At 54.0% G+C, this 13,272-nt stretch carries 11 protein-coding genes; 3 read left to right on the top strand and 8 right to left on the bottom strand.

The window, feature by feature from the left end; translation table 11 throughout:
• Positions 1-410: 410 nt before the first annotated feature.
• The 4 genes from NTZ04_05935 to NTZ04_05920 all read right to left on the bottom strand — a co-directional run bounded on the left by NTZ04_05935 (position 411) and on the right by NTZ04_05920 (position 5,646).
• Positions 411-1,208, bottom strand: a complete 798-nt coding sequence (locus NTZ04_05935) for an enoyl-CoA hydratase-related protein (protein MCX5991851.1) — start codon at positions 1,206-1,208, stop codon at positions 411-413.
• 363 nt (positions 1,209-1,571) lie between these two features.
• Positions 1,572-3,062 (bottom strand): acetyl-CoA carboxylase biotin carboxylase subunit, encoded by a 1,491-nt coding sequence (locus NTZ04_05930; protein MCX5991850.1) that lies wholly within the window; start codon positions 3,060-3,062, stop codon positions 1,572-1,574.
• Positions 3,052-4,785, bottom strand: coding sequence for a sodium-extruding oxaloacetate decarboxylase subunit alpha (oadA, locus tag NTZ04_05925; GenBank protein ID MCX5991849.1), 1,734 nt, complete (start codon positions 4,783-4,785; stop codon positions 3,052-3,054). Before oadA ends, NTZ04_05930 begins: the two co-directional genes overlap by 11 nt.
• 159 nt (positions 4,786-4,944) lie before the next feature.
• Positions 4,945-5,646 carry a queuosine precursor transporter gene (locus NTZ04_05920; protein MCX5991848.1) on the bottom strand — a complete coding sequence of 234 codons (702 nt, stop codon included), beginning with the start codon at positions 5,644-5,646 and terminating at the stop codon, positions 4,945-4,947.
• Positions 5,647-5,935: 289 nt separating this feature from the next.
• Here NTZ04_05920 and NTZ04_05915 point away from each other — a divergent pair, with 289 nt between their 5' ends.
• A complete protein-coding gene (locus tag NTZ04_05915) occupies positions 5,936-6,241 on the top strand; it encodes a zinc-ribbon domain containing protein (protein MCX5991847.1) in 306 nt (101 codons plus the stop codon).
• 178 nt (positions 6,242-6,419) lie between these two features.
• Here the strand turns inward: NTZ04_05915 and NTZ04_05910 are convergent, their stop codons facing one another.
• The 4 genes from NTZ04_05910 to NTZ04_05895 form a co-directional block, all read right to left on the bottom strand.
• The gene (locus NTZ04_05910; protein MCX5991846.1) at positions 6,420-7,877 is read right to left on the bottom strand and encodes an RtcB family protein; all 1,458 of its coding nucleotides are present in this window, start codon (positions 7,875-7,877) and stop codon (positions 6,420-6,422) included.
• A 12-nt stretch (positions 7,878-7,889) separates the two neighbouring features.
• Positions 7,890-8,342: an archease gene (locus NTZ04_05905; GenBank protein ID MCX5991845.1), complete on the bottom strand. Its 453-nt coding sequence runs from the start codon at positions 8,340-8,342 to the stop codon at positions 7,890-7,892.
• Between the two features lie 114 nt (positions 8,343-8,456).
• On the bottom strand, positions 8,457-9,242 hold the full coding sequence (locus tag NTZ04_05900; GenBank protein MCX5991844.1) for a PIG-L family deacetylase: 786 nt from the start codon (positions 9,240-9,242) through the stop codon (positions 8,457-8,459).
• Positions 9,243-9,286: 44 nt separating this feature from the next.
• Positions 9,287-10,951 carry an MDR family MFS transporter gene (locus NTZ04_05895; GenBank protein ID MCX5991843.1) on the bottom strand — a complete coding sequence of 555 codons (1,665 nt, stop codon included), beginning with the start codon at positions 10,949-10,951 and terminating at the stop codon, positions 9,287-9,289.
• A gap of 337 nt (positions 10,952-11,288) precedes the next feature.
• Here NTZ04_05895 and guaA point away from each other — a divergent pair, with 337 nt between their 5' ends.
• Together guaA and NTZ04_05885 are read left to right on the top strand one after the other, a co-directional pair.
• Complete coding sequence (gene guaA / locus NTZ04_05890; GenBank protein MCX5991842.1) at positions 11,289-12,944, top strand: glutamine-hydrolyzing GMP synthase; 1,656 nt, start codon at positions 11,289-11,291, stop codon at positions 12,942-12,944.
• A 15-nt stretch (positions 12,945-12,959) separates the two neighbouring features.
• Positions 12,960-13,217 carry a demethoxyubiquinone hydroxylase family protein gene (locus NTZ04_05885; GenBank protein ID MCX5991841.1) on the top strand — a complete coding sequence of 86 codons (258 nt, stop codon included), beginning with the start codon at positions 12,960-12,962 and terminating at the stop codon, positions 13,215-13,217.
• Positions 13,218-13,272 lie beyond the last annotated feature (55 nt).

The raw sequence follows: 13,272 nt of genomic DNA, 5'->3' as shown, positions 1-13,272 counted from the left end.
GCCCGAGCCCTGATCTCTTTGCCAGAGACCCAGGCTCCACACCCCTTTTCAGTAGTCAGTTCGAGCAAGGCTTTTGTCCCACGTCGCACAGCCTTCTTGTCTCGTTCGTACCGCATAGCATTTCTCCAGCCCGATTCCAGGTAGTCTGTCATGCACTGTTTGACGTAGTCCCGCATAATTCCTCCTTCGCCTTCCCTGGCCACCACCGAGTCAGAATCCTCTGCGACATTATATCAACCCCAACCTCAACTTGGATACAAAGGGCTTGATCTTTCAACGTGCCCTGGAAGACTCCTACTCAGGCAAACCGGAGTAGTTCTAATCCTTGGTTAGCTGGTTAGCTGAAAATAACAAAGAGTGGCGGGAATACATCCCGCCACTCTTAATGAATATCCAGCGCAGTACTCTGGCTAGCGTCCTTTGAACTCAGGCTTTCGCTTCTCGACGAAGGACTTCACTCCCTCTTTGAAATCTTCGGTGGCCGTACACACCTTCACGGCATAGCTTTCAAAGTCGAGGGTACCTTTAATGTCACTCTCCAGTCCTCTATACACTCCGTACTTCGCCATTTCATGGGCAATGGGCGGCCCGGCAGCTATCCTTTCAGCCAGCTCTTTGACCACCTTCATCAGATCAGCCTGAGGAACAACACGGCCCACCAGGCCAATTCGCAGGGCTTCCGGGGCATCAATAATGTCCCCGGTATAGAAGAGCTCCAGGGCCTTCTCTATGCCCACTATCTGAGGCAGAAGATAGGTCACCCCGCCGTCAGGAACCAACCCTCTGTTCACCCAGGCACAGGTAAACCGGGATTTGTCCGAGGCTATCCTGATGTCGCACGCCGTTATGAAAGATACGCCCATGCCTGCAGCCACACCATTGACAGCCGCTATGGTCGGCGTTCGCATCTCCCTCAACCGCGGTATGTGCCACCCTATTCGCTGGGTGAGCTTACGGCGGTTCGTCTCCTCCACCTGCCCAGCAATGCGGGCCGACATCACCCCGACATCGACACCAGCACAGAAGGCGCGCTCTCCGGCACCGGTGAGAACGAACACGCGGGCATCATCATCCGCATTCACCTCATTGAACGCCTCGACTATCTCTTCCCTCATCTCCATCGAAATGGTGTTCATTTTCTCAGGGCGATTGAACATCAGGGTGACAACATGTTTTTCTTTCTCCAGGACGATGTTCTTGTACTGCACTTGTGGCTACCTCCTTCGATTCGCTATTAGCTGCAATGCCACGATCAAACGATAACAAGCATACTCAGTGCCAGTGGACTACGTCAACTTCCTGCAAAAGTAACGGACAGGTCTAAAGACCTATCCCTACAGTGTGAGGAGACCCTTCGCCTTCGCTCAGGGTGACAAGCCGCATAAATGTCATGGTAACATATCACCCACAGCGGAGTGGGTCCTGGATTCCCGCTTGCGCGGGAATGACATTGGGAATCTCCCATGTCGATTGCTATCGGCACCAATGAGGATGAAAATTTTCGGTATTTTCGTGACAATGCCATGAGGTACGGAGGAGCTTGCATACTGGAGGGATGCAACACCCGGGGATTACTGCCGCTGCTTCTCAATAGAATTTTGGATCATCTGCGTCACGACGGCCAGGGCGCCGGCCACCGCCGCCTTCTTCCTCTCGTCAAATACCTGGGATAGCTTTTCGACCAGAGGCCGCTCGCGATCCGCAATCTTCTTCATATCGTCAATCAGGTCAGTCTCCAGATCAATGAAACGCGTCTCCAATTCGCCCTTTACAAAACGTGGGTTCTCCATCACTGCTTTATGGAAGGGTATGTTCGTTTTCGGGCCGACGATAATGTACTCATAGAGCGCCCGCCGCATTCTGAGAATAGCTTCCTCGCGGGTCCTGCCCCACACGATCAGCTTCGATATCATCGGATCGTAAAAAGGAGGTATCTCATAGCCGGTATGGACTCCGCTGTCCACACGGACTCCGATGCCACCAGGAGAGCGGTATCCCCTCAGCTTACTCGGAGTCGGGGCGAAGTTGTTGAAGGGGTCCTCAGCATTGATACGGCACTCTATAGCCCACCCATTGGCACGAACATCCTTCTGGTTGATGCTCAGGGGTGATCCCAACCCTATCTTAACCTGCTCTTTCACAATATCAATGCCAGTCACCATCTCGGTCACAGCGTGCTCCACCTGAATTCTGGTATTGGCCTCCAGGAAGTAGTACTTCCCATTAGAGAAAATGAACTCGATAGTTCCGGCACCCTCATAGTTGACCCACCTGGCGGCTTTCACCGCCGTCGCAGTCATCTTTCGACGCAGTTGAGGGGTCAGCGCCGGTGAAGGGGATTCTTCGATCAGCTTCTGATGCCGCCGCTGTATCGAGCACTCTCTTTCACCCAGATGTATGATATTGCCCTGGGAGTCTCCCAATATCTGAACCTCTATGTGACGGGCATGCGGTATGTATCTCTCCATGTAAACGCTGGCTATACCGAACGTATTGGCGGCAATCCTCCGGGCTGATTCCAGCGCTCCATGAAGCTCTTCTTCGTTATTGGCAATAATCATCCCGATTCCGCCTCCACCACCAGACGGCTTGACTAATATGGGGTAGCCAAGCTCCTTTGCTGCCGCTCCCGCCTCGTCAGGGTCAGAGATGTTCTCATCAATACCCGGCACTACAGGTATACCAGCCCTTCGCATCTCCCGCCGCGCCGCCACCTTATCGCCCATAAGTTCAATCACCTTACTCGACGGCCCAATGAACTTTATCCCCTCCCTCTCACAGGCAGCGGCAAAGCGAGGGTTCTCAGCCAGGAATCCATAGCCAGGGTGAATGGCATCAGCACCACATTGTTTGGCCACTTCAATGATCTTCTCAATATTGAGGTAGCTCTGCGTCGCCGGAGCTGCACCTAAGGGATACGCCTCGTCGGCATACTTGGCAAAGAGTGCCTCGCTGTCCGCTGCAGAGTACACGGCAACCGACCTGATACCCAACTCGCGGCAAGCGCGCATCACACGAATGGCTATCTCACCACGATTGGCTACCAGAACCTTATTTCCCATCCCTCTCCACTACCATCAGAACAGCGTTGAATTTCACCAGATCACCATCATGAACCATAACCTGCTTCACCACCCCGCTGTGAGGGCAATGTATCTCATTCTGCATTTTCATGGCTTCAAGCACCGCTACCACATCACCCTCTCTCACCTTATCCCCGACCTTGACCTTCACGGCGACTATCATCCCAGGCATTGGGCAGATCACAGCATCCCGAGACGGTCTTTGTGATGGTTCTGCCTTCCCCACCCGTACCCCACCATTACCATTGAGCACAGGGGTTATCCTGACGGTGAAGGTCTCGCCATCCACCTCCACACTGAACTCCGAAGGAATGTCCAGAACGTTCGGAACCTTGCTTCGCGCAGGCACAGTCAGCAACGTCTCCTCACTTAGTTCACCGCGCAGGAACTTGACCGCTACCTGAGGATAGAGGGCATAGGTAACCAGATCCTCCTCCTGCCTGAGGATACCCAGCTTGCGCCCCTCCTGCTGCAACTTCTCCAACTCAGGCTCCAGGAGGTCGGCAGGGCGAACACTGATGGGCTTCTCATCACCTGTGACCGCTTTCCTCACCTCAGCATTCACCTTACCTGGCGGTCTGCCATATTGGCCGAGGAGATAATTCTTGACCTCCTGAGTCACTTTACTGTAGCGCCGACCTGCCAGCACATTCAATACCGCCTGTATCCCCACCAGTTGGCTTGTGGGGGTTACCAGCGGGGGGTAACCAAGATCGGCCCGCACATGCGGAACCTCTTTCAGGACATCATCGAATCTGTCCAGAGCGTTCTGCTCACTGAGCTGGCTCACCAGGCTGGAAAGCATTCCTCCCGGTATTTGATGGAGGAGGACGTTGAGATTGGGACGAGTTGCCTCACCGGTAAACAAAGCCTTGTACTTTGCGCCTACGGCAGCGAAATACTCACCTATATCGTAGAGTAAACCGAGGTCCAACCCGGTGTCATAAGGAGTATCTTTGAGAGCAGCGACCACACTTTCGGTGGTTGGTTGAGACGTTCCCCAGCCGAAAGCGGAGAAAGCAGTATCCAAAATATCAACACCGGCCAGGGCCGCAGCATGGTAACTCAGAGGCGCCATCCCACTGGAGCAGTGCGAGTGGAGGTCAACAGGAACCTTCACTCGGGTCTTGATGGCCCTGACCAGCTCGCCAGACGCCGCCGGCGCAATCAGCCCGGCCATATCCTTTATGCAGATGGAGTCACAACCCAGGTGCTCCAGCTTTTCTGCCATATCGGCAAAGCCTTTCACAGTGTGCACCGGGCTGATGGTATAGCAGATAGTGCCCTGAACATGCGCCTTATACTCTTTCGCCACTTTTATGGCAAATTCCAGATTCCTTATGTCGTTGAGGGCATCAAATACGCGGAAGACATCAATGCCATTTTTCACTGAGAGGCGAACGAACTCCCGTACCACATCATCAGGGTAATGGCGGTAGCCAACAAGGTTCTGCCCCCGAAGCAGCATCTGCAGGCGTGTATTCTTTATCGCTGCCCGTAACGCTCTCAGGCGCTCCCAGGGGTCTTCATTCAGGAACCTGATGCAGGAATCAAATGTAGCCCCGCCCCATACCTCGAGGGAGAAGAAGCCCACCTTATCGAGCTTCTCGGCTATGGGAAGCATATCCCTGGTGCGCATTCGCGTAGCTATCAGCGACTGGTGCGCATCACGAAGCGTGGTATCGGTGATCAATATACCCATTCTTAACTACACCTACAACAATCACTCTATCAGTTTGCACTGGGATGATGGACGAGATCGGAACATGACCGCCAAAAAATACATTAAACTATAATTGTAAGGGAAACTGTGGATAATATCCAAACTCGCCACCCCACGGCCAGACAGCCAGCGCACCCCTCACCGAGGAGCATCCCGTCGGGAAGGCCCGAAGATCAGCCACCTGTTGAGATACATAAACGGTATATTTATCAGACCGACCAGCCACTTGGTAAGGAGTTGCCCCTTTATCAAAACCAAGAGGGGCATTGTTCCGGCGAAGGCCAAAGTAATAAAGAGAAACGTATCCACCGTCAGGGCAGGGATTGAGCTGAAGGCATTCCGCATCCAGAGATGCTTGCCTTTGGTCATCTTTCTGAATACGTCGTATATCCAGGCGTCAAGATTCTCGCTCACCAGGAAAGCCACCCACGATGCCATGGTGATCCGGGGGATCAGGCTTACTATCGCCTCCCAGTCCTGCTGTTTATCCCAGAAAGGTGCTGGTGCCAACCTGGTGGCCAGCCAGAGGAAGAAGACCATGGCTACCTGGGTGACAAAGGCGATGATGATCATCTTATGGACTTCCTTGCGGCCAAACCTCTCATTCACAATATCAGTAAAGAGATAGGTGACAGAGTAAACCAGTACCGCAGCGGGGGCTTCAACAGTGATGAATCCGAGGTCATACTGGGCTATCTTGGCAGCAGTGATCTGGCTGACAGCAACGAATACTACATAAAGGGCTATAAGTGCATCGGGCCTCTCAAATTTCCTGGCATACCAGGACCCGAAAAGGGTGAAGCTCGTTATCCCAATCACCCATAATATCAACTCCAGCATGTGTCAATAACTCCCCTCTGCTGAAACCATAAACGGAACCAACAGTTGGTTCAAATATAAGGAATGTTTATATCCTGCTTTCCCGAGAAAATCAACATTTCAATCAGGGCCTGAGTAGCCTATCCTACCATCCAAACCACCAGTTGCAAACGGTTACCCTTTTGCTGTATATTCCCAACCAAGGTTGAAGTTCAGGTTATCAGGCTTATGTCGAATATCTTTCAGGATTCACTAACGGCATTGGATGACCGAACTCTAGCCGGGATACTATTCAAGAGGAGGCCATCTAATGGGTTACGTAGACAAGCAACTTCAGTGTGCGGAATGCAGCGCTAACTTCTCCTTCACCGCATCCGAACAGGAGTTCTACGAATCGAAGGGGTACACCAACGAACCGAAGCGTTGCCCAACCTGCCGTCAGGCAAGGAAATCGCAGCGTCAGGGAGATGGCAATTACGGCGGGCCCAGGCAGATGTTTCCCGCAGTATGCGCCCAGTGTGGGAAGGAAACCCAGGTGCCCTTCCAACCTCGATCAGAGAGACCAGTCTATTGCAACGAGTGCTACACCAAGGTTCGTCAGAGCAATCGACAGTAGCCTGAAGAAACAGCCACTCTGTAGCTAAAGACTGTTCCCTTAACTCATTGGAGGACAAAAGAGGCTCAGTGCCTCTGCGAGTGACCAAGCCTCCAGGCCACTCGAATAGTCGCATTGCCTGAGAAACGTGACTCCTGGCAGTGCAGGCTCAGGTATTATCTGCTTTCAGGATAGAGGGCTAGCCCTTAACCACTCCTATAGGGTACGTTTTGGCCACTTTTCGGCATAGCCCCGCCCGGTGGCATATTTCTACCACCCCGGCTACATCCTTATATGCTTCTGAGGCTTCCTCTGCCAACCCCCCCCTGCTCGCTGCCATGACCAGAATCCCTCTTGCAGCCATCTCTCTAGCCACATCCGCATCCCGCACACCCTTCCTGGCAGCATGGCGGCTCATTGTCCTCCCCGCACCATGGCAGACAGAGCCAAAGGAGTCTTTTATCGCACCCGGAGCTCCTACAGCCACAAAGGAGTAGCGGCCCATATCCCCGGGAATAAGCACCGGCTGTCCTATCTCTTTATACCTGGCAGGAATGCCAAGGTGGCCGGGTGGGAAAGCCCTGGTAGCCCCTTTGCGATGTACACAGAGGCTGAGCTTCTTCCCCTCCACCTCATAGCTTTCGATCTTGGCGATATTATGTGCCACGTCATAGACCATCTCCAGTCCGATCTGCCGCGGGCTTTTGCTAAATACCTTCATAAAACACTCTCTGGCCCAGTGAGTAATGCACTGCCGGTTAGCCCAGGCATAATTGGCAGCACATGCCATAGCTGCCAGATAATCCCGTCCCTCGGCCGACTTCACCGGAGCACAGGCCAGCTCTCGATCGGGAACGTCAATGTCATACCTTTGCATCGCTTCCCGCAGAATGCTCACGTAATCACCGCAGACCTGATGCCCAAGCCCACGGCTTCCTGTATGCACCAGAAACAGAACCTGCCCTGCTTCCTCAATACCCATGCCGCGAGCCGTAGCTGGCTCATATATCTCGCCCACCACCTGGACTTCGAGGAAATGGTTTCCAGAGCCGAGAGTCCCTGATTGAGGCAAACCACGCTCCTTGGCCTTGCTGCTGACCTTGTCCGGATCTGCACCCTTGAGACAGCCCCCTTCTTCACTCACCTCCAGGTCTTCCTGCGTACCGAATCCCCGCTTCACCGCCCAGCGAGCGCCCCCGGTCAAAATTTCATCCAGTTCCTTCTTGCCGACCTTTACTTTGCCTGTGGAGCCAAGCCCCGAAGGGATGTCATGAAAAAGCTCCAAAAGCAGTTTCTCCATCTTGGGCCGTACCTCTGATTCACTCAGGTTGGTGCGCAAGAGCCTCACCCCACAGTTGATGTCATATCCAACGCCGCCGGGGGAGACCACCCCATCCTCCACCCTGGTAGCCGCCACACCGCCGATAGGGAAGCCATAGCCCCAGTGGATGTCAGGCATTGCCAGTGAGTGCCCCACAATACCAGGCAGGAAAGCCACATTGACCACCTGCTCCGCAGCCTGCTCCTCCCGAATGCTTTCCAGCATCTCTTCGCTGGCATAGATCAGCCCGGGGACCCGCATCCCCGGTTTGTAGTTCTTCGGAATCTCCCAGCGGTAGTCGTCGATCCTGTTTAACGGTCCATCCCAGCGTGCCATAGCCTTCACCTTCTACACGTCAAAAATCACCCGAATACTGTAGTAACCACTGCCCTTCGTCACTCTGAGCATATGATAGGTGGCCGCCTTCACCCCCACCCCTAAGCCATGGCGCGATGCATCTATCTCCTCACCATAGCCCCCGGCCTTGAGACTGGTGTCAGCCAGTTCCGTAATATCGAACCTTTTGAAGACAATCCTCTCTACATCAAACAGGTAAAGGAGCTCATTCAGCCATGCTACCACCAGGCTTTCACGATCCGTGGCCTCCACCGCTATCGTCCGGCAGGTCTCCTCCTTTACACACTCCAGGTCGGCTATCAGTGAAAACATGGCATAGGCTGCATTGGCAAAGGCTTCCTTCAGATCCGTCCCGTAGGCCACAATGCCGGTATCCGCAGTGTGGTCAATGATGTCAAACCTTTTCACTATTGTCTTTCCAATTCTTCCCCAGTTTGCCTTCATGGTTCTTCATAGTTACTCCCAAAACGTCGACCATGAAGTCGTCCAAACGCCATGAAAATACATTATAGTCCATCTCATGGCAACAAATCCTGTCGATACAAAAATCAGGGGATGTCACTGAAGCTGAGCCCTGATATCTTGAGAAGGCCTGCCATGCAGGATGTTGGTGATGTCGGCACAGGGATCGAGAACCTGGAGAAGCTCCCCAGTCACACGGGGATATTTACTGGAGCCGAACAAGCCCACTATTTCTACATAGCGAGAGCCTATGGTGGCAGGTGCTCTAAAGGCATAGGCGAGGTAGGCATTGAGCATCTGCACCATTGAATCAAAGGCACCCCTGGTGACCTGCGACTGGTGCACCCTGATGGCGGCCATCTTAGCAGCCATCTCATGGTCGATGCCAACCATAAGAACCCGATCGGCAACATCCGGTAACTTGCTGTAAAAGTCAGGGAATAGCCACACGAAATACCTGGCCACCATGGGACTGGGCTGCATCCTCTCCACCACTTCCAGAACCAGGTCATGGGTTGCCCTGTGATCGGGATGCATATCGCTTTTTGTCGGCACAAAGATCAGATCGGCTTTGCTATCAGCAAGAATCGACGCTACCTCCTGCTTCAAGGACTCCAGGCGCACGCCACGTAACCTGCCAACTGATCCATCCTCCACGCCCAGTTCGAAGCAGTGCTGAATACCAAGCAAGCTCCTCTCCTCCCCCGCCTCTGCCCTTCTCACTTCAACCAATTCCTGGGGCGTTATAACATCGCTGCCATGGCGGCCGTCGGTAATGTAAACATAGGTTACCTCCCCTGCATGCTTCAAAACTTTCTGCATTATGCCGCCAATAGCGATGGCGCAGTCATCATTGTGCGGCTGAAAACACAGTACTTTCATTGGGTATCTATAATCGCCTGAGTGAAGGATTCATGGAAACAGCCTCAGCCCAGCTCCTCGGGCTTGTGAGAACGCCTCAGCGGAACCTCTTTTAGAAACAGCGTCACCGCAAAGGCTACGGCCAGCGCTGCTGTGCCAACGACAAAGACATCGCTGATTGCCATTGCCAGGGACTCTTTAAGCACGTGTACGAATCGTTCGGCCATATCAGCACCCTGCTGGCCGAACATATCTCGAAGCTGTGTCATGGCGTTGGAGTCCATCAGAGCCTCAGGGTGACTGGTCAACCGAGTAAGTGCATCAGGGCCAATTACTCCCTTAATATCACTCTGTGTCAGCCGTACCACATTGGAGGCGAAGTGGCTGGCCATGATGGAGCCGAAGATGGCCAGACCAACAGTCTGCCCAATAGATCGAAAGAACTGCACCGAAGCCGTGGCAGCCCCCATGATGCGGTAAGGCACAGCGTTCTGCACCGCGATCACTAATAAGGGCAGAGCAATGCCCAGCCCCAAGCCCATGACGACGATGTCAAATACGGCTTGGCCACTGCTGCTATCTGCCGTCATGCGAGAGAGCAGAAACATCCCCACCGCCATGACGGCCAACCCGACGAGGGCTTGAACGCGATAATGCCCCCCAAGACGCGAGAGGGCCTGGCCCGATATGGTGCTGGCTACAACCCAGCCCAGCATCATCGGCATTAGAATAATGCCACTGTTTGTTGCCGACTGGCCCAGGACACCCTGGAAGAAGAGGGGGACAAGGAAGATCGTGCCAAACAGCCCCATGCCGATGCAAAAGCTGGCAATGACCGACACGCTGACCACCCGGTTGCGGAACACGCCCAGGGGCATGATGGGTTCTGCAGCACGGGACTCTACCACTATAAAGACGACGACCATCACCGCTGACATAGCCAGCATTCCAATAATCTGCGGCGAGACCCATCCATACTCCACTCCCGCCCAGGACAGCCCCAGGATAAGTGGGGCAACACAGAGTACCAGCGCTGCCATCCCCAGGTAGTCAAGCTGATGTTTAACTCGCACCGGCTGGATATTAGGGAAGAATCGGATGAACGCAACGATCACTGGAATACCCAGGGGAAGGTTGATATAGAAGATCCAGTGCCAGGAAAAACGGTCTGTGATGAAGCCACCCAGGAGGGGGCCGACAATGGCTGCGAGCCCAAAGACGGCCATAGTTAATCCCTGGTACTTGCCGCGCTCACTTGGGGGGAACAGGTCACCAATAACAATAGCAGCATTGGCCATCATGACACCGGCGCCAATCCCCTGAAAGCCGCGGCAGATGATCAGATGGGTCATGCTATGGCTGAGGCCGCAGAGGGCCGAGCCCAGAAGGAAGATGATGATCCCTATGATGTAGAACCATTTCCGGCCGTACATGTCCGTGAGCCGGCCCACAATGGGCATCACCGCGGTGTAAGTCAACAGGTAGGCTGTGCTCACCCACGTATAGTGTTCAAAGCCTTTCAGGTCGGCTATGATGCGGGGCATGGCCGTGCTCACTATGGTCGAGTCCAGGCTGCTCAAAAACATGGCCAGCATTACCCCGCCCAGGGTGACGAATACCTGCGAGCCTTTCAGATTATGAAAACCTTCGGATTCGGCCGCCACGCTTACAGGAGGTCCCGCGGGGGGTTGCTTCTCAGCATCAACCGGAGGATTGTTTTTCTCTTTCATGGATGATGACCGGCCTGTGCCGGCCGAACCAGACTAAAGGAAACAATACAGCAGTATACTTCAGGCCAGACGCTGCGGCAAACCAAAATGGAAGAGACTATGAGAGGTTGTTTATTAAATCTTTCAACCCCCTATATCCCCCATTATTGGGGGACTTTTGAAGGTGGGGGACACCCCCAAGCCCCCAGTAAAGGGGCCCCTGCCCCTCTGCACTCCCCAGTTACTAAACAATCCCGACCACGATGGTTGTGGTGACAAGGTACTCCTAGTATAATCTAGCGAAGTGACCACTGCAGGATCTTCGAGAAGCCCTTCAGAAATCCCCGGGTCTAAAGACATGTCAGTCGACCATAGAGTAGCTACCAGTGACGATGTTGAGGTATCCACCTACCTCGAAATAGCCAAGAAGAAGGGGGGGGAACAGCCCATCCCCCAGAAAGCCCCGGCCCCTGGTGGCGAACGCGAGGCTGTGGTCATCTTCGATTTCGGTTCCCAGTACAGCATGCTCATTGCCCGTCGCGTCCGCGAGTGCCAGGTATACTGCGAGATCGTGCCCTATGACACACCCTGGAAGAACATCGCCCATCTGAACCCCAAAGGTTTCATCCTCTCCGGCGGCCCGGCGAGTGTCTATGAGCCAGGGGGGCCCCTGGCTCCATCCTACGTCTATGAGAGCGGGGTGCCGGTGCTGGGCATCTGCTACGGCATGCAGGCTATGGCTCAGCAACTGGGAGGGAAGGTAGTTCAGCAGACAAAGCGGGAATATGGACACGCCACCATGCACCAGGGCGCAGATTCACCCCTCCTCGCTTATCTACCCTTCTCAATGCCGGTATGGATGAGCCATGGCGACCAGGTCGTGGAGATGCCACCTGGCTTCACTGCCCTCGCCTACACGGACAACTGTCCTGTTGCTATCATGGGCAACGATCAGGGGTTCTTTGGTTTGCAATTTCACCCCGAGGTAGCCCATACACCAGATGGGAAAACCGTCTTGAAGAACTTCCTCTACAATGTCTGTGGCTGCCAGGGCAACTGGACAGCAAGGAGCTTCATCACCGAAAGTATCGAAAAGATCACCCAACAGGTAGGCACAGGGAAAGTCATCTGCGCTCTCTCCGGAGGAGTTGATTCCGCCGTTGCCGCCACCCTGATTCACCACGCAGTAGGCGACCAGTTGACCTGCATCTTTGTCAACAATGGCCTGTTGCGCAGGGAAGAGGCGGAGCGGACTATCAACGCCTTTCGAAAGAACCTGAAGATGAACATCGTTTATGTGGATGCCACAGATAGATTCCTGGAGCATCTGAAGGGGGTGACCGATCCTGAACAAAAGCGCCATGTAGTGGGGGAGGAATTCATCCGTGTCTTCGAGGAGGAAGCCACCAAGATAGGCAAGGTGGACTTCCTGGCCCAGGGAACCCTTTACCCTGATGTCATTGAGAGCACCACTCCTGATCTGAAGGCTTCAGCCAGAATAAAGTCCCATCACAATGTGGGGGGACTGCCTGCCAAGATGGCCCTCAAGCTGCTTGAACCCCTGCGCTACCTCTTTAAAGACGAGGTAAGAAAGGTGGGACTGGCACTGGGCCTGCCTGAAGATGTCATCTGGCGACAACCCTTCCCGGGTCCGGGGTTGTCAGTGCGCATTATCGGTGAGGTTACCCGGGAGCGGCTGGAGGTGCTGAGAGCAGCCGATTGGATTGTCATGAATGAAATCAAGAAGGCCAACCTTTACCGCCAGCTATGGCAGAGCTTTGCCGTGCTCACTAACATCAGGAGCGTCGGGGTAATGGGCGACCATAGAACCTACGGCTATCTGGTCGCCATTAGAGCAGTGACCAGCGAAGATGCCATGACCGCTGACTGGGCCCACCTTCCCCCGGAGCTGCTGGCGCAGATCTCCAACCGTATTGTTAACGAAGTCCCCAGTGTAAACCGGGTGGTGTATGATATATCATCCAAGCCGCCAGCCACAATTGAATGGGAATGAGAAGGAGGAAGAGCGATGCATTGCTGTGACGAGGAAATGGGCGAGTTCGATGAAAAGGAAATAGACCTGGAAATGCTCCGAGAGGACCTTATAGGCGAACTGCAGGCCATCAATCAATACCAGGACCATATTGATACGCTGGATAACGAAGAGGCCAGGCATATCCTGGAGCACATCCGCGACGACGAGAAGGAGCACTTTGCCGAGCTCACCAAGCTGATCCAGAAGCTCGATTCTACTCAGGCAGCCAAGTTCAAGAAGGAAGGCCTCTGATCCCGAATTATCTCGCCATATGAAGACATCACGAAACAGGCAGATCTCGTCATGA

The sequence above is a fragment of the Chloroflexota bacterium genome (genome assembly GCA_026389585.1).
GTDB lineage: Bacteria > Chloroflexota > Dehalococcoidia > UBA2247 > RBG-13-53-26 > JAPLHP01.
Note: the sequence above shows the minus strand (reverse complement) of the source record. Positions and strands in the feature narration are given on the sequence as shown.

Coding starts and splice junctions, on each gene's coding strand:
- NTZ04_05930 (MCX5991850.1), bottom strand. CDS start 3,062: ATGGGAAATAAGGTTCTGGTAGCCAATCGTGGTGAGATAGCCATTCGT.
- oadA (MCX5991849.1), bottom strand. CDS start 4,785: ATGGGTATATTGATCACCGATACCACGCTTCGTGATGCGCACCAGTCG.
- NTZ04_05920 (MCX5991848.1), bottom strand. CDS start 5,646: ATGCTGGAGTTGATATTATGGGTGATTGGGATAACGAGCTTCACCCTT.
- NTZ04_05915 (MCX5991847.1), top strand. CDS start 5,936: ATGGGTTACGTAGACAAGCAACTTCAGTGTGCGGAATGCAGCGCTAAC.
- NTZ04_05910 (MCX5991846.1), bottom strand. CDS start 7,877: ATGGCACGCTGGGATGGACCGTTAAACAGGATCGACGACTACCGCTGG.
- NTZ04_05905 (MCX5991845.1), bottom strand. CDS start 8,342: ATGAAGGCAAACTGGGGAAGAATTGGAAAGACAATAGTGAAAAGGTTT.
- NTZ04_05900 (MCX5991844.1), bottom strand. CDS start 9,242: ATGAAAGTACTGTGTTTTCAGCCGCACAATGATGACTGCGCCATCGCT.
- NTZ04_05895 (MCX5991843.1), bottom strand. CDS start 10,951: ATGAAAGAGAAAAACAATCCTCCGGTTGATGCTGAGAAGCAACCCCCC.
- guaA (MCX5991842.1), top strand. CDS start 11,289: ATGTCAGTCGACCATAGAGTAGCTACCAGTGACGATGTTGAGGTATCC.
- NTZ04_05885 (MCX5991841.1), top strand. CDS start 12,960: ATGCATTGCTGTGACGAGGAAATGGGCGAGTTCGATGAAAAGGAAATA.